The organism is Ensifer sp. ENS06 (assembly GCF_014852205.1).
Lineage (GTDB): Bacteria > Pseudomonadota > Alphaproteobacteria > Rhizobiales > Rhizobiaceae > Ensifer > Ensifer adhaerens.
In genome coordinates, this window is the sequence record NZ_JACVBC010000004.1 from 26,192 (window position 1) to 43,516 (window position 17,325).

11 protein-coding genes and 1 pseudogene are annotated in these 17,325 nt (G+C 58.0%); 5 read left to right on the top strand and 7 right to left on the bottom strand.

What is annotated here, in order from left to right:
- Nucleotides 1-611: 611 nt before the first annotated feature.
- Complete coding sequence (locus IB279_RS16965; protein WP_089046235.1) at nt 612-1,610, bottom strand: YihY/virulence factor BrkB family protein; 999 nt, start codon at nt 1,608-1,610, stop codon at nt 612-614.
- 47 nt (nt 1,611-1,657) lie between these two features.
- On the bottom strand, nt 1,658-1,948 hold the full coding sequence (locus tag IB279_RS16970) for a hypothetical protein (RefSeq protein ID WP_034800005.1): 291 nt from the start codon (nt 1,946-1,948) through the stop codon (nt 1,658-1,660).
- 609 nt (nt 1,949-2,557) lie between these two features.
- Here IB279_RS16970 and IB279_RS16975 point away from each other — a divergent pair.
- Together IB279_RS16975 and IB279_RS37130 are read left to right on the top strand one after the other, a co-directional pair.
- On the top strand, nt 2,558-3,424 hold the full coding sequence (locus IB279_RS16975; RefSeq protein WP_113189563.1) for an alpha/beta fold hydrolase: 867 nt from the start codon (nt 2,558-2,560) through the stop codon (nt 3,422-3,424).
- A 94-nt stretch (nt 3,425-3,518) separates the two neighbouring features.
- Nucleotides 3,519-3,746, top strand: a pseudogene (locus IB279_RS37130) (CsbD family protein).
- 321 nt (nt 3,747-4,067) lie between these two features.
- Here IB279_RS37130 and IB279_RS37135 read toward each other — a convergent pair.
- The 5 genes from IB279_RS37135 to IB279_RS17005 form a co-directional block, all read right to left on the bottom strand.
- On the bottom strand, nt 4,068-4,508 hold the full coding sequence (locus IB279_RS37135) for a hypothetical protein (protein WP_246801983.1): 441 nt from the start codon (nt 4,506-4,508) through the stop codon (nt 4,068-4,070).
- A gap of 255 nt (nt 4,509-4,763) precedes the next feature.
- Nucleotides 4,764-6,437, bottom strand: a complete 1,674-nt coding sequence (locus IB279_RS16990; protein ID WP_060520799.1) for a response regulator — start codon at nt 6,435-6,437, stop codon at nt 4,764-4,766.
- 10 nt (nt 6,438-6,447) lie between these two features.
- Entirely contained in the window at nt 6,448-11,877 is a 5,430-nt protein-coding gene (locus IB279_RS16995; RefSeq protein ID WP_375292953.1) for a HAMP domain-containing protein, read from the bottom strand.
- 333 nt (nt 11,878-12,210) lie between these two features.
- Nucleotides 12,211-12,657, bottom strand: coding sequence for a hypothetical protein (locus IB279_RS17000; protein WP_192339389.1), 447 nt, complete (start codon nt 12,655-12,657; stop codon nt 12,211-12,213).
- 44 nt (nt 12,658-12,701) lie between these two features.
- On the bottom strand, nt 12,702-13,061 hold the full coding sequence (locus tag IB279_RS17005; RefSeq protein WP_192339390.1) for a hypothetical protein: 360 nt from the start codon (nt 13,059-13,061) through the stop codon (nt 12,702-12,704).
- A gap of 462 nt (nt 13,062-13,523) precedes the next feature.
- On the opposite strand from IB279_RS17005, the gene IB279_RS36960 reads away from it, so the two are divergent.
- The 3 genes from IB279_RS36960 to IB279_RS17020 all read left to right on the top strand — a co-directional run bounded on the left by IB279_RS36960 (nt 13,524) and on the right by IB279_RS17020 (nt 16,526).
- Complete coding sequence (locus IB279_RS36960) at nt 13,524-13,991, top strand: hypothetical protein (RefSeq protein ID WP_210338673.1); 468 nt, start codon at nt 13,524-13,526, stop codon at nt 13,989-13,991.
- A 389-nt stretch (nt 13,992-14,380) separates the two neighbouring features.
- Nucleotides 14,381-14,686, top strand: a complete 306-nt coding sequence (locus tag IB279_RS17015; RefSeq protein ID WP_089046304.1) for a hypothetical protein — start codon at nt 14,381-14,383, stop codon at nt 14,684-14,686.
- 1,399 nt (nt 14,687-16,085) lie between these two features.
- Nucleotides 16,086-16,526: a hypothetical protein gene (locus IB279_RS17020; RefSeq protein ID WP_192339391.1), complete on the top strand. Its 441-nt coding sequence runs from the start codon at nt 16,086-16,088 to the stop codon at nt 16,524-16,526.
- The last annotated feature ends 799 nt before the right edge of the window (nt 16,527-17,325 follow it).

Below are 17,325 nucleotides of genomic sequence, written 5' to 3' on the forward strand. Positions count from 1 at the left end.
ACCGCCCCTGCGGGCATTCACTCAGCGCCTGAGATCGGCGCCGGGAAGGAGCTTGATCGAATTGGCACGACGGAAAAGGCCGACAAAAGAGCGAGGTTCGCAGATGCGCCAGGATCTACTGAGCAGGCGCGCCGCGGCGGCTTGCGTTTGCCGGGTATGCGCTAGTGCATCGGCCTCACGAAGCAGGAGTTTGCGAACTCTCGGACTTGCTCGCAGACCGGCCGCGGAAATCGAAGGGCACAGCTAACCCGACGTTGGGCTGAACCGGCCATTCGGCTTCGTGTCGGAGCAACGGCAGGATCCCTAACCACGGTTCACCCTGGACTTGTGCACGCGCTTCCCGGAGGGCGGATGACCTGGGAGATCGCGCATGGAATTCATAGCGATGAGCGAACGCGATGTGCCGCGGCTTGAGGTTTCGTCGAAGTGCGAACGCCGAGCGCACTGGTGTCGGTGTCACTATAACGGAGCTGAGCACGCGCCACAACGTCGGTCGTTGGAGCGTTTATTGCTGACGGTGCGCACACCCGACCTTCAGAGTGATCGGCTCATTCGGGTCTGCAGATCCCCGCCTCGGAGAGCGGTGCGCGAACCGACGTGGCTTTACGCGCCTAGTCGGCAGCTTTGCCGAGTGTGTCAGCAACGTAGGCGCCGCGTTCACCCATCGGGAGCGGTATACCGGTGGTGGAGTCGACGACTGTCTGGTGTTCGAGCTCCGCGTTAATCAGAGCACCTATGATGAGGATAACCGTCGAAATCCATACCCACATCATGAAACCCACTAGCGCGCCGAGAGCGCCGTAAGTCGCGTTGTAGTTCGCGAAATTCTGCAAATAGAAGGAAAAGAGCCATGAGGCGGCGAGCCACATAAACGTGCTGAATATGACACCCCAATTGAGCCACCGTAGCTTCGCCCGCTCGCGGCTCGGCCCATACCGGTAGATCGAGGCCGTGCCGATAGCGACGAGGAAGAGGATCATTGGCCACCGCACCGTCCTCGTCAGGATTTCAGTCCACCGATCGAGCCACAGATACGCCAGCAAGGCGGGAATGACGCCGATTGCCACGATCAGGACCACCGCAAAAAGCAACCCGGCGAACGTGAATGCGAGACAAAGCAGCGTCCGGGTGACGAATGTCCTCTTCTCAGTTTCGCCATAGGCGACGTTCATGGCATCAAAAAGCGCCGAAATGCCATTGGCAGAACTCCAGAGCGAGATGAACAGGCCGCTGACGAAACCGAAACTAAGCGTTGTCGTCTTCTGGGATGTCAAAGATTTCAACTGGTCCGAAATCAGAGCGTAAGACCCGGGTGGCAACAGATCGTCCAGCACGCTCATATGGGTTCCGATGTCGATGGGATCGGCGATGAAGCCGTAAAAGGACACGAGGGCAGCAAGAGCGGGAAAGAGTGCCAACAGAAGATAGAAACTCACCCCCGCCGCGATCAGGAAAACACGCTCCTCGAACATTTCTGAAACAACACGCCAAAAGACATCGCGAATGCCTTTCGGCGGTATCTCTTCAGGCGTTGAAGCATTTCGCCCCCTGCCCGGTTCCACGGCTTCCCTTGACTTCGTCACATCGACCTCTTGCCGCTTAAAAGTTATCGCCTCTGCGATTTCTTCGTCCGTCAATCTATGGATGCCAAGCCCCCTTAATCGTCATCGAAAAAATCAAATGTCTGCCTGCGTCGGGAGACAAGACGAAGAGAGCGATCCGGCTGAATGACATAGATCTCAGAAACGCGCCGACCGAATTGGTCTCGAAACTCGTGTGGCACGATGCTGCCTACAGGTGCTTTCGTCAGCTTGGTGCGCGGCTGGCCGCGATAGGTGATGCTACCGGGTATCGGTTCTAAGTTTGGCGAAAAGCCGTAAGTCGCGACGCCGGCGGTGCATCCGCCGAGCGAAACGCTGACAATGACCGCGGCAACTGAATTCCGCATCGTCTTTTTCCTTGATCTGGGCAGGCGGGCATCATCGCTCGACTGGCATTGGCCGCAAATCCGATAAGCGCGCTAAAAGACGGAAAGTTCCAATCGGCCCCGGACAAGTATCCCAAGCCTATGTGATGGAGTACCTCGCGCGCCGCTTTTTGATTCGTTGATTCCCATAACTGGCTCCTCTCTCAGGCCAAAACCGGCGAGAAGCTTGAACGTTCCGCAGGGCGCTCGTCGCTTTCGCCCCCAAGCGGACGCTTCCGCGCTTGTTGAGCGTAACTGCTGGAAGGGTTTCATGCCGCCGCTATCCCTCCGTGTGGCTTTCTTCGACCATTGACGGGCGAGAATTCGCCAAAAGCGCCGAAGTAAAATTCCCACGTTGCGCCGACGGGAGACACAAATGGACGAAGTCCTGCGGACGTGATGATGGCCAGAATGGGCGGCGTGACAGGGCGTCGGACGTGTTCCGAATGCTAACCCGTGGGGCCCACGATTTGTTGGGGGAGGCAGACACTCGGTTGGAACTATCGGACTTTGCTAGAGGTTCTTCGGTTACTAACCGATCTGCGGCCCGGATATAATGCAAACCGGCCCCATGGCACTCATGGCACCACCATGTTCGAGGGCTTCAAACTTGAAACGATACCTGTAACAGCTGGCCAGCTGCGGGTGCGACATGGCGGAAGCGGTCCGCCTGTTCTATTGCTTCACGGCCACCCCCGGACCCACGTCACCTGGTGGAAGGTGGCGGAGCGGCTGGCAGACACCTTTCGGGTTATCTGTCCAGATCTGCCGGGATTTGGTCAATCCTATGTTCCGCAGGATACGCCTGACCACTCCGGCTCGTCGAAACGGGCCAAGGCTGCCGCATGCGTCGAGCTGATGGGGGCGCTTGGACATACTCAATTTGCCGTTGTCGGGCATGATCGTGGCGCCTACACCGCGTTTCGGCTCGCAATGGATCATCCCGACAGCGTCACGCACCTGGTCGTACTCGACGCTGTTCCAATCCTGGAAGCTCTCGAACGAACTGGTGAGCAGTTTGCGAGAAAATGGTGGCATTGGTTTTTCTTTGCCGTCCCTGATAAGCCGGAACGCGCAATCCTTGCCGATCCGGATGCGTGGTACGGCGGCGAAATGGAACCAATGGGTCAGGCTGCCTATGAGGACTTCCGAGCCGCCACCCGCAATCCTTCCGTTGTTCACGGTATGCTTGAAGACTACCGGGCTGGGCTGGGTGTCGATAGGCAACACGACCTCGCCGATCGGCGGGCCGGCCGGTTGATCGAGTGCCCGATGTTGTGTCTATGGTCCAGGTTGGACGACCTCGCGGATCTCTACGATGATGTTCTGGCGGTCTGGAGCCCCTGGGCAACGAAGGTCGAGGGCCACTCCATCAGTTCAGGCCATCATATGGCTGAGGAAGCACCCGAGGAATTGTCGAAGGCACTTGCTCGCTTCCTAAGCCAAATCGAAATCTAGTCCTCTTCTTCAGCCTCACACCCGCCAGCCATCCCGCGAAGCGAAGCAGCCATTAGGTCGATCACCCTCCTCAAACCCCAATCTGGACAAACCGGTGAACAAAGGAGCCGCCAGGCGTTTCGCCGCCGGATCGCATGAAGGTAACTGCAAGCAATTCAAGGGGAAAATCAAGGAAAGTGGGGCAAACTCACCGACGACGATCTTGATCAAGTAAGGGGAAAAACAAGATCAGCTAGAAGTGAAGATTCAGGAGCCTTACGGCCTCGAGAAGAATCGCGTCCGGCAAGACATCGACGACTGGTATGGCCGGCAAACCTGGTGACGATGTCTGCCCGCCTTGGCGGGGCGGACTATTTTGATTTAGGAGCGGCGGGAACCGTTTGGAGCGAAGCTTTCCGCGTCCGGCACCAAATCAGAGGTTGGGGCAGCTTAAAAGACCGCGTGGCACGAAGGCGACGTGGGCATTTTGAGACCCTCCGACTCCCTCGAGGGCCTCAAGGTTTTTTGGAGGTGGCTGCAGCGCTCGCGCCGCTGGAGTCGAGCGAAAGGAAGGGCAACCACTCCAATGCTCGATATATTGCATCAACACTCCGTCTGGCAACAGCGCCGGTTTGAAAAGGGAGCCTCCGAATCCGCTCACCCATCACATCGGGTCATTGCCTTTCATCGCATTCGACATGTGCGTTTTGCATTTGTCGCTGTCGTTTGATGCAAGCGCCTCCTTTGCCATGGCGAGTTCTTTGTTTGCGTAGTCCTTCTTCATCTCGTCTTTGATGCTCTTTACGTCCTTCTCGAGCTTCGACATGTTCGATTGGTCACACACGATATCCGATAGGGCAAATGCGGGAGGCGTCGCTGCAACAAACAGCGCAGCTGCCGTTAACATTGTTTTTAGCATCGTGAATCTCCTCTTGATCCAGTAGATGTTGGACCAACCATCGAGCCAAACTCCCGTTCCTTCGGCAAAGTACACATCGTCGTGATCGAGATGTGAGCTTGCAGCAAGCGCCTTTCTGAAGTGACGCCTGAGCTCAGTCTGCGCCCGCCGGGTTCCGCGTGAAAGATTTCGCAGCGATCGGCTCACCCCCCACGCCACCCGCAGCTTCTTTGATTATCGTCAGCTGGAAACGTTGAAGTGGCTTGGCACGCGCGAGCTATGGATAGAGGCTGTCGCCTAGCGGCGTTCGGAAACAGTCATCCAAGCCGATGCGGCGGACCAGACATCGGCTGTGTCCTTCCTGTCGGGCGGCGATTCCCTTTTGGCCGTCTACTACTTCAACAGCCGCGAGAATTCCGAACGCTTCATCATTGCTGCGATGTTCAGCACGTGACGAAGTTCTCAAGCGGCTGTGGCCCGGTGGGCCACCGCGCGTCCGATCGTTGTTTGTAGTTCTTCCTGCGTAAACGGCTTTGTCATTCTCAAGAGCGCCTGAAGTCCCTCATCGTCGGGCAACTCAGAATATCCCGAAGCAAGGATCACTGGGAGACCCGGATAGGACGAGAAAATCAAACGTGCCAGCTCCGCACCCGTCATGCCTGGCATCGCCTGGTCGCTGATAACGAGATCGAACGTATGTCCCGATCCAAGGATCTCGAGTGCGGTGGCTGCCGAAGATGCCTCCACAACGGTATGGCCGAGATCCTCCAGCATAGCGGCTGTCCCCATACTGACGAGAACATCGTCGTCGACTACAAGTACCCTCAAAGGACTTTGGACTTGCGAAACCTCGAGCGCGGTGGTTTCCAAGGGCGTGCTCGCCGGCACGGAATCTTCGGCGACGGGCAACCAAAGCGCGACGGTAGTGCCTTCGTCCTTTCTACTCGAAAGGCTCAAGGCACCGCCGGATTGAGCTGCAAGGCCGTGGACCATCGACAAGCCGAGCCCCGTCCCTTTTCCCTGCCCCTTGGTGGTAAAAAATGGCTCGGTCGCGCGCGCCACAGTGGCCTCGTCCATGCCTTCACCGCTGTCCGAAACCGTTATTCGCACGTAGCGACCCGGCTTGAGGTTAACGGGCATCGATGTTAAATCCTCCTCAGCCGACACGACAAGCGTGCCGCCACCTACCATCGCATCGCGAGCGTTCACGAACAGGTTGAGCAAGGCAAGCTCGAGCTGGTTGCGATCGACGAGCAACGGCGGAAGAGATGCGGGAATGTGTTTTCGCACGTCGATGCCGGGGCCAAGAGCGCGGACGAGTATGTCTTCAATGTTTTGAAAAAGATCGAGGAAATCGATCGGTTGAGGTTTCAGTTCCTGACGACGGGCGAACGCCAGCAAGCGTTGGGTCAATGCGGCACCACGCTCGGCCGCCTGGATCGAGTTTTCGACCAGCCGCTCGCTCTTACCTCCCTGAGGGAGCTGCTTCTTCAAAAGCTTCAAACTGCCGAGGATCGCCATCAGCAGGTTGTTGAAGTCATGAGCAACACCGCCAGTCAATTGACCCACGGTGTCGAGCTTTTGCGCTTCGAACAGTTGCGCAAGCGCTGCCTCTCGTTCGCGCGTCCTCTGTTCGATGCGCTGTTCGAGTTCCTCATTGAGCTGCCGGAGTTCGGTCGCAGACGCCTCCAGCTCGGCTGTGCGCTCGCGGACTCGGTTCTCGAGTTCCGCATTGAGACGTTCGAGCTCGCGGGTCTTGCGGTAGAGATCCGCAAAGACCCTAACCTTGGCACGTAGGACATCCGGTACGATCGGGACCGAGACATAATCGACAGCGCCAGCGGCGTAACCGCGCAATCGGTCGGGTTCCGCCATCATGACGGCCGACACGAAGATGATCGCCGTGTTTTGGTATCGCGGATGCTCGCGGATCATGCTGACGAGTTCGAACCCGTCCTGTTCCGGCATGCACACATCGACCAGGATTACGGCGATGTCACTTCGAAGAAGATGCTCCAGAGCTTCCCGTCCGGATTGCGCCTTCAGGAGATTTTCACCCAGATCCTGGAGGACCACTTCGTAGCTCAGCAATTTCGTCGGTTGATCATCGACAAGAAGAATGTTGACAGGATTCATGCCCAAACCCTCAACGATGAAGCCACATACGAAGAGCTGCCAGCAGTTGCTCAGTATTGACCGGCTTTGCAAGGTAATCCGAAGCGCCTGCCTCCAGGCATTTCTCGCGATCTCCCTTCATCGCCTTGGCCGTGAGCGCAAGGATGGGAAGCCTGCGGAATTTCGAATCCGATCGAATGACCTGCATGGTTTCATAGCCGTCCATCCCGGGCATCATGATATCCATGAGAACGATGGCAACGCCTGGTTCGTTTTGAAGGACCTCGATGGCTTCGCTGCCGGTCGTCGCTGTCAGCACCCGCATACCCCGCCGTTCCAGCACGCTGCTTAGCGCAAAAATATTACGCGCATCGTCATCGACGAGCAACACGGCCTCCCCGAGCAGATCCTCATCCGAACTGTGCAGCTCTTCGAGCATGGTTTGCTTCGCCGCGGGCATGTCAGCTACCACCCGATGGAGGAACAACGCGGTTTCGTCGAGGAGTCTTTCCGGCGATTCCACTCCCTTCACGACGACGCTGCGTGCCATGGAGTGTAGTCGTGCGTCTTCCTCCGGAGAGAGTTCTCGCCCCGTGAATACGACAACCGGCACTTCAACGATGTCATCGTCGTCCCGAATCTTCTCCAGAACCTCAAAGCCGGTCATGTCGGGGAGCGTCAGGTCTAGAACCACACAGTCGATGGGATCGTTACGGAGGGCGACCAGAGCCTCCGCACCGGACCCCACGCTCGCAATGTCGATGTCATGGTCACCAAGGAGTGCGGTGACGCTCATGCGCTCGGCCTCGTTGTCTTCGACGAGAAGGAGGCGTTTGCGACGGGGCTCGGCGTAGTTTCTTAATCGCGAAAAAGCCTTGCCCACGCTATGTGCGGTGGTGGGCTTGGTCATGAACGCGTAGGCACCTCGCGCGAGGCCGTGCTGCCGGTCTTCATCGAGACTGATGATCTGGACCGGGATGTGTCGTGTTGCCGCGCTCTGCTTCAAATGGCTCAGTACGGTCCATCCGAGCATGTCCGGCAAGAAGATGTCGAGCGATATCGCGGCGGGTTTGAACTCATGGGCGAGATCCAATGCGTCGCTACCGCGGCTGGCGACCAGGACCTTGAAGCCGTTGTCACGGGCAAGGTCGACAAGAACCCGCGCATAGTGAGCGTCGTCTTCGATGATCAGAAGAACAACGTCGCCGGGTTCAATCACGCCGCGATCATCATCCATCTGTTCAGCCAATTTCTCGCCGCGCCATGCGGCTGCAGCCTCCGCCAGTTGCACCACATTGGTTGGAGCAGGAACAGATTTGAGCGCCGTCGACGCACCCACATATGTCAGCGGTAGAAAGAGCGTGAAGGTGCTGCCGATCCCGGGGGTGCTGCGCAACTGAATTTCTCCGCCAAGGAGGTTTGCTAGTTCTCGACTAATGGCGAGACCGAGCCCGGTGCCGCCGTATTTGCGGCTGGTCGAAGCGTCAGCCTGCTGAAATGCCTCGAAGATAATGCGTTGCTTCTCCGGCAAAATGCCGATCCCGGTGTCAGACACTTCGAACGCGATCACTGAGGGAGCGTGTTGGAGCGAGGGGTGATCCGAAGACCAGCCCTCCGTTGCCGCGGTCACCCGTAGCGTCACGCCGCCCTCTGCGGTGAACTTGAACGCGTTCGACAGCAGGTTCTTGAGGATCTGCTGCAATCGCTTGGAGTCTGTGATGACGCTTCTGGGAACGTCGTCGCCGATCTCCACCAAATAGCTGAGGTTGCGGTTTTCGGCCTCGTGGCGGAATGGCCTCGACATCATCTCCAGCAGGTTGTTGATGAATATCTCCTCAGCATCGACAGAAACGGTCCCGGACTCGATCTTCGAAAGGTCCAAGATATCGCTGATGAGGTTGAGGAGATCGGTGCCGGCTCCGTGAATTGTCTTGGCGAACTCCACCTGCTTACCCGACAGATTTCCGTCGGGATTGTCGCTTAGTTGCTGACCCAGAATGAGGATCGAGTTTAGCGGCGTCCGCAGCTCGTGGGACATGTTGGCAAGGAACTCGGATTTGTATTTCGATGTCAGTGCAAGTTCGGTCGCTTTTTCTTCCAGAGCCCGGCGGGCTTGCTCGATTTCCTGGTTCTTGCCTTCGACCTCGACGTTTCGCTCTTCGAGCTGCTGTGCTTTTTGTTCAAGTTGCTCGTTGGTCTGCTGCAACTCTCTCTGTTGGGTTTGAAGTTCCGTTGCCAGCTGCTGCGATTGCTTCAACAGTCCCTCTGTCTGCATGTTCGCTTCAATCGAGTTGAGCACAATCCCGATCGATGTCGTCAGCTGGTCCAGGAACGACAACTGCAGGTCTGTAAAATCGCCAGCCGAGGCTAGTTCGATGACTGCCTTGACCTGACCCTCGAATTGAACGGGCAGCACAATCGCGCTCTTGGGAAGTGCGGAAAACACGCCTGAACTGATCGGAACGACGTTGTCCGGCAGATTGGTAATGAGAATACGGCGTGCATCGCTCGCGCATTGTCCGATCAACCCCTGACCAAAATCCAGACGCGCCGGGTGGGTAGCATCGATCCCGTGGGCATAAGTCGACAAAAGCGAAAGTGTCGACCGGCGCTCGTCGCTATCAACCTTATAGATGACGCCCTGGTGTGCGCCGACCAGCGCTGCGAGCTCGGACAGCAGCATCCGCCCGACCAATGTCAGGTCGCGCTGCCCCTGCAACATATTGGTAAACCGGGCCAGGTTCGTCTTAAGCCAGTCTTGCTCGGTGTTGCGCTCCGTCGTGAGCCTTAGGTTGCCGATCATCGTGTTGATGTTGTCTTTCAACTCGGCCACCTCGCCGCGGGCCTCGACCTGGATTGAACGCGTCAGGTCACCTTTCGTCACAGCCGTCGCCACCTCAGCGATCGCTCTGACCTGCGTCGTCAGGTTTGCCGCGAGCAAGTTGACGTTGCCTGTGAGGTCTTTCCAGGTCCCGGCGGCGCCAGGAACGTTTGCCTGCCCGCCGAGCCGGCCCTCGACACCCACTTCGCGCGCCACGCTCGTGACCTGGTCGGCGAAGGTTGCAAGCGTACCCGTCATGTTGTTGATCGTCTCGGCAAGAGCGGCAACTTCGCCTTTGGAGGCAACCGTCAGGTTCTGCTTGAGGTCCCCGTTTGCAACAGCAGTCACCACCTTCACGATACCACGAACTTGCTCAGTCAGATTGGCAGCCATGACGTTTACCGTGTCGGTCAAGTCCTTCCAGGTTCCAGCGACACCCGGCACCTGCGCCTGTCCGCCGAGCTTTCCCTCGGTCCCCACTTCGCGGGCCACACGCGTCACTTCGCCTGCAAAGGCGTTGAGCTGATCGACCATCGTGTTGATGGTGTTTTTGAGTTCGAGGATTTCCCCTTTGACGTCGACCGTGATCTTTCGGGAGAGATCACCGCGCGCGACAGCCGTGGTGACTTCGGCGATGTTGCGCACCTGGGTCGTCAGGTTGGCCGCAAGCAGATTGACGTTGTCGGTCAGATCTTTCCATGTGCCGGCGACACCGGGAACAACAGCCTGGCCACCCAGTCGGCCATCGGTACCGACCTCGCGCGCCACACGGGTCACCTCCCCCGCGAACGAGCGCAGCTGATCGACCATGGTGTTGAGCGTGTCCTTCAGGAGCAAGATTTCGCCGCGGACATCGACGGTGATCTTGCGCGACAAATCGCCGTTGGCAATCGCGGTCGCGACCTCGGCGATGTTGCGGACCTGGTCCGTCAGGTTGCCGGCCATCGAGTTGACGCTATCGGTCAAGTCCTTCCAGGTGCCCGCGACACCGGAGACCTGCGCCTGCCCCCCAAGCTTGCCCTCCGTCCCGACCTCGCGCGCCACGCGTGTAACCTCGCCGGCAAAGGCATTGAGCTGATCGACCATCGTATTGATGGTATTCTTGAGCTCTAGGATTTCGCCTTTGACGTCGACGGTGATCTTGCGCGAAAGATCGCCCCTTGCCACGGCCGTCGTGACTTCGGCAATGTTTCGCACCTGGCCCGTCAGGTTCGATGCCATGAAGTTCACATTTTCAGTGAGATCCTTCCAGGTGCCAGCAACGCCTGGAACCTGTGCTTGACCGCCAAGCTTGCCCTCGGTACCGACTTCGCGGGCAACGCGAGTAACTTCGGAAGCGAAACGGTTCAACTGGTCCACCATGGTGTTGAGCGTTTCTTTCAGTTGAAGGATCTCGCCTTTCACGTCGACGGTAATCTTGCGTGAAAGGTCGCCGTTGGCGATGGCGGTCGACACCTCGGCGATGTTTCGAACCTGAGCCGTGAGGTTACCAGCCATGGAATTCACACTGTCGGTCAAGTCCTTCCACGTGCCGGCAACGCCTGGGACTTGTGCTTGCCCGCCCAGACGCCCCTCGGTACCAACCTCACGGGCGACGCGCGTTACCTCCCCTGCAAAGCCATTCAGCTGGTCGACCATCGTATTGATGGTTTCCTTGAGCTCGAGGATTTCTCCCGACACGTCGACAGTGATCTTGCGCGAGAGATCTCCTCGGGCAACCGCGGTCGTGACCTGTGCAATGTTTCGAACCTGGGCCGTTAGATTGCCGCACATGGCGTTGACGGAGTCCGTCAAGTCCTTCCAGGTCCCGGCAACGCCTGGCACGAGCGCTTGGCCGCCGAGCTTTCCTTCCGTTCCCACTTCGCGTGCAACACGCGTTACCTCCGAGGCGAAAGAGCGAAGCTGATCCACCATGGTGTTTATCGCCTCTTTCAACTGCAAGATTTCGCCGCGGACATCGACGGTGATCTTTTTCGACAGATCGCCGTTGGCAACCGCGATCGTAACCTCGGCGATATTGCGCACCTGTGCCGTCAGGTTTGACGCCATCGAGTTGACGCTTTCGGTGAGGTCCTTCCAGACGCCGGTGACTTCAGGGACCTGCGCCTGGCCGCCGAGCTTGCCATCAGTGCCGACTTCACGGGCGACGCGCGTGACTTCCGAGGTGAATACGCTGAGCTGTTTGATCATCGTATTGACGATATTCGCGGATCTTAAAAACTCCCCCTTGAGGAGGCGGCCATCGACGTCGAGCGGAACGGTCTGCAAAAGATCGCCTTTGGCGACTGCGGCAATCGTCCGGGTTACGGCAGCCGTGGGCCATACGAGATCATCGATCAGCGTATTGATGGAGTCTTCCATATCGGACCAGGACCCGTCGGAAAGCCCGAAGCGGACTCGGGTGCTTGTGCGTCCGTCGCGCCCCACCACTTGACCAACGTTCGCTAGCTGCTGAGCCATCTTCTGGTTGGCGGCGACCAGGTCGTTGAAGGTATCGGCTATCTTTCCTGTGATACCATCCAGGTCAAGCCTCATCCTGACCGAGAAGTCTCCTCGCTTCATCGCGAGCAGTGCTTCGAACAAGGCGCGTGCGTCTTCGCCCGCCATGATTGCCGGGTCCAGAGGATCGACTGAGCCCATATTGTCACGCCGGACATCGCCGCTTTGTCTTCCCACCTTGGTGTTCTCCATTGAGGCAAGATAGATCTAGCGCTCGACCCACAAATTGCCATGGGCACGGCGCGGCTTGTTGGAACGCTCTGGTCCAATGGGACGCGATGCCTTCGACGAAGAAAAGCCAAGTTGCACAAAGCAGGAGAGGCGGGGGACATCCCGGTCAATGCCGGGCCACTTGTCTCGGTCCCCTTCTCAACATCAATGGGTGGAATGCAGACAGTACAAGGCGGTGGAAATTGTCTCCCCCGACCCAAGGTTGGTCGTAAGATGTTGGCGACGGTAACGGATTACATGATTCTACTCCTGAGTCGGCCGGATGTTGCCGACCGAGATCGCACCCGAAAGTACGCCCCTCCTGAGATCCGATCTTCCTTTTTCAATCTCGACCACGCTGTAAAGTTTTTCGGATCGAAACGCACTTGCCTGCAGCGTCGTTACGTCCTCCGCAGGAGCCGCGTCGACCTCCATGAAATCCAGCTCGCCGCCGGCCGCCACAACCCGGGCATCCCCGGCAGTGCGCGCAGCCACCACAACCACGCCGTGCGATGGAGCGTTTGCCCAGCGGGGATCATTTGCCTCCGCAATGGGAACAAGCCGGTAGACGTTGAGGGTTTCGACCGCTTCACCAGTCGCAACAACTCGCGCGTCCGCCATTTGCGCCTGGCTTTCGAGCGAGCGTCCGAACGTGGTTCCAGGTGCTGTTGGCTGGCTATTTCTGTCATCCGTTCCATTGTCGTTCGACATAGGATCCTCCCGATGTATTCACCGTGGCCTTTTGCCTGTAGGGATCAGATTCTGCCGTCACGTCGAGCCGTAAGCAACGGTACGATCGCTGCACCCGGTGCTCCGGGACGAAAGTGTTGAACCACGCGGGCAAGTACGAGCGTTGTCGCCGCCGCTATGACGATCCTCAACCACAGATGGACGTCCCGGCGCGATGGAACGTCCAACCCCTCTGTTTTCGCGTGAATTGGCACCAGCCGCGCCTCCAATTGAGCGAGCTCTCGGCGCAATTCTGCGATCTGCTCCTGTGGGGAAGGGGAGGCTTCCGGCACCTGCTCGTCTGCAGGGCTTTCTTCCTCGAGCTCAGCCAGGTGTTCTTGCAACTGCGCGAGGTTTTCAAACCCCTTTGCTTTGATATTTACCATTGCAACTTCTCCATCGGAAGGAACTTGGCTGCCGGCCATCAGTGAAACCCGCATGAGAGACGGTGGTTCCGTCCAAATGTGAAAAGACACCTGCGCTCGTTCAAGGGTTGATAGAGTTCATCGCGCCAGACGCCGGGAGGAGTTCAGGTGGCGAATTGCTTGCAAGCCTGGGCAAGGCAGTTCATAGGCGATGAGCCTGTGGTTAGAGGGCCCCCCGCGAGAGGATTGTTACGTAACCTGGGTGAAGCGCGTGCAACGACGTCGGCTGCACGAATCTTCAGGAGTTTCCGATCGTGCGGCAACGGCTCCATGTCACGCCTTTTTGCCTGGCCGACGACGTACCCTCCGTTTGAAATTCCCAGGAACATTTTGAAAGGCCGAAGGTTTGCGCGCCAGTGATAGCGAATGCAGGTCCTTGCACTTCGCTGCCTGATCGCTCCGTCAGATACGAGGTCCGAGATCATGACATACATTGCATCCCCAAGAACTGCGAAGGGCACGTTGGAGAGGTCGGCCGACTGTTACCAGTGCTTCTCGTCCATTCTTTCAGCTCATGAAGGGCGGGACAGTTGGCAAGACTTCGAAACCGAATTGGTCGCCGCGGCCGTCGAGGCCGGATGGGAAGAAGATGAGGTTCGCGCAGCTTTGAAGAGATTTCGCTCGGCCGATGAGGCCGCGAGCGCGAGTTCCGCAGTGCCCGACGCCGAACAAAAGTCGTCCTCCGAGGCGCTCTCGGCTCAAAGGCGGACGGATGAACAAACCGAGGGCAACGAGTCTGCGCGAGGGCTTCAAGAGAGTGCCCAACGAGAGGAGCGCCGGATTGAACTCCAAAAAGGAAGCCCCCTGGCAAAAGGGGAGGAACGTTTCGAGGAGCGTTCGCGATGCTCCGACGGCAAAAGCGCGGGAGAGAAACAAGACCCTAAGGCCTAAGGCATGAGGTGTCGCGATACGGGCGGGATCGAAGGGTTTGCAAATCCCATGTTGGCTCACCCTTACCTGTTCAATGTGGAAGCCTGCAAGCACGGACGCATGTCGAGCGGTATGAAAAGACTTACCAGGACAAGCATCGCTGCGGCCAAGCAGGAGGCGATTGAAGCCGCGGAAGTAGCAGCCGATACTGTTTCCGCAGGCGCATTTCTCGGTCCTGGTGGTTCAACGCGGTGCTTTGCAGGGTGGGTTGGCGGCGTCTAACGAAACACGGTAATGACTTTACGCGACGAGGGGCACAGGTCATTGACGATGACTGTGGCTTTTTATCTCGCTGGAAGAAACCACCTGGCAATTAGAGGATTGGACTGCTCGAAATCAAGGAACCGGACATGCATCTTATCCAGATCTTACTGCCTCTCAAACGACAAGATGGGCAACCGTTCGGTTCCCAAATGTTCGATACCGTTCGGCATCAACTTGCGGAGGCCTTCGGCGGCATAACGTTTTACAGGAATGCTCCCGCGGAAGGAAATTGGGTATCCGGAGCTGAAATGGAGCGTGATCAGATCGTTGTGGCGGAAGTAATGACAGAAAACCTCGACCAGCTATGGTGGCGGGTTTATCGCCATGAATTGGAGTGCGCGTTTGGCCAGCAAGAGATTGTCATTCGAGCGTTGCCGATCAAGCGGCTTTAACTTCTTTCGCCGTCGCTGGAAGCATTGTTGGTCAGGTTCACAAAGCAAGGATCGGGCTGCCAAGGCAGGCCTGTATCGAGCTGAAACTCGCCCCTGCCCGCAGTGACAAAACTTGAACACGATGGGAGAATGAAGGTGGCGTAATTGCACACTCACCTTTTGAGCACTCCTTTTGAGGCTTCGTCGAAGCCCGATATGGCGCGCACTCCGCTCCTTTTATGCGAGGTGTCAGTGCGCATTCGGCCCAAACTCGCAATCCAAGATCTTGGCTTCCAAGATCTTGCCTTCACACGAAGGGTCTTCGAAACGGCTTGCGCCAAAAAACGCAACATTCCACGTACCAGCAGGCCCGCTGACCTACTTGCAAACTTCATCGCGATGAGTATCGGTTTGGGAATACGCATGGAACCTCCCTACCAGAACGCTATCTGGTTCGGTACCGCCGGGTTCCGCCTGCTGCTGAGGGCAGCTCACCCAAGTTGCGGCAAACGCGACAGGGTAAAGGTCGGGCGGGCCTGCGCAAACCTGGCGTTTTCAAAAGCGAAGCGAGACAGGCTCTCGATTCCGCCATCGGGCTTCAGTCCCATATGGCCGCGTAAAAGTCTCAGGCTGGTGGTCCTCCGCCGCCGAGGGAACATTCCGCATCGGCAACCGTTCTCGAATACCGATGATCGAATTCCCGCAACGGATCAAAGGCAGGGCTTCCATCGATAGTTTTAAGAATGGAGTCCTATTGTGTAGCACGGTTCGTATACCACGCGCGCTCAAAGACCCCGTCCAAAGGGACGGGGTCATTTCTTTTGGCGCGCAGGTACTATTTCAAGATGCGAGCGGTCTCACTTTGTCTTGATACCGTTTCCCCGATAGAGGGTTAGGCGCAGGGCCCCCACAAATGTCCCCAGTGAAGTCTCTCGACAAGATCCCCTAGCCTCGTCGCGCCCCGACGGGGCCATTCCTTTTCATGTCCCCAAGATTTCGCGGAAGCAGTTTGCTTCGTTTAGACACGACGGTCGCAGCATCTCGTTGTTCAACCGGAGGAAATAAAGCTCGCCCCTAAACGGCGCCCAAAACACTCAGGATAGTACCCTAGCCCTGCAGGCAAGTTTTTAAGCCGAGTCGTCCGACGGAACCTTTCCCCTCACCAAAGATTACATAACATATAGCTAAATTAGTGAGGTCGAAATGAACACGATACATAGACTTCTGATAAGCACCGGTCTGACCGTGGTGTCGGCAGGTTTCTTATCCATAGCCGTCCCGGCGCAAGGGCAAATCGCCGAGCGCTCCATTTTCCCGGGTCAGTGTGGCCCGATTGGAGACGCAAACAAGATCAATGGAGCCGGAGGAGCACAATGTGAGCGATTGCCGGCGACAAACGCAATCGCCCCGACAACAACGAATGGCAAAACGGATCGGACCGGCACCAGTCCGGGCGGTAACACCAACCCGGGTACTCCTGTCAGCGGCGGTGATCCCGGCACCGGCAGTGGCGGAGATCCCGGCACCGGCAGCGGCGGCGATCCTGGCACCGGCGGCGGCGGTAATCCTGGCACCGGCAGCGGCGGTGATCCCGGCACCGGCAGCGGCGGTGATCCCGGCACCGGCAGCGGCGGCGATCCTGGCACCGGCAGCGGCGGTGATCCTGGCACCGGCAGCGGCGGTGATCCTGGCACCGGGAGTGGCGGCGATCCTGGCACCGGCAGTGGCGGCGATCCCGGCACCGGCAGTGGCGGCGATCCTGGCACCGGCAGTGGCGGCGATCCTGGCACCGGCAGTGGCGGCGATCCTGGCACCGGCAGCGGCGGTGATCCCGGCACTGGTTCAACGGGTGATTGAATAACAATCAAAACCCCGCCCCCCCGCGGGCCACACTTGCCCGCCCTCTGGAGGCGCTGCCTTTTACCGTTGCCTACCACTCCAAAAACTACGCGCCTGATGGCCTTAGCGAAACTGAGGCCCAGCGCCATCGCCGCAACAGAGACAGGAACCGATCAAGGTCGGGAAGGGCCCAGCGTTTTTCCAACCTCCTGGCCCAACAAAGCACACTGTCCTCGGCCCCGTCGTTGACTTCAGGACCGTTTCTTATTGGGGCCAGGAACCTTCTCATAACGAAAGCGTTTCTCAATTGTCCTGATCCCGTTTCCCCGATCGAGATCAGGCCCGAGCTTCACGATCGTCCCCAAGTGAAGTCTCTTCGATAAGCGCCTCTGGCCTCGTCGTCCCGCGACGGGGCCATTCCTTTTTGTGATCGCTCGGTCGCTTCCAGGCTCCGTTTCTCCGTGCCAGCCCCTAGCAATAGACTATTCGCGCAGCGATTTTATTACTCCGCCCTGGACTGACAACGACACCAGAACAGCCTTTCCGTCCCTGCGGTTCGCTGTCAGACGCGGGGCCAAGATCCTCCACATGGGACCTTGGTCCCACAGGCGCTGACAAAGGTCCCATGCCAGGCGTCGGACGGAACCATTTCCCTCACTCAAGTTTATTTTGCATGAAGCTAATTTAGTGAGGCGAAAATGAACGCGATACGTGAACTTCTGATAAGCACCGGTCTGGCCCTGGTGTCGGCCGGGTTTTTATCGACAGCCACCCCAGCACAAGGACAGATGATTGAGCGCTCCGTTTTCCCCGGGCAGTGC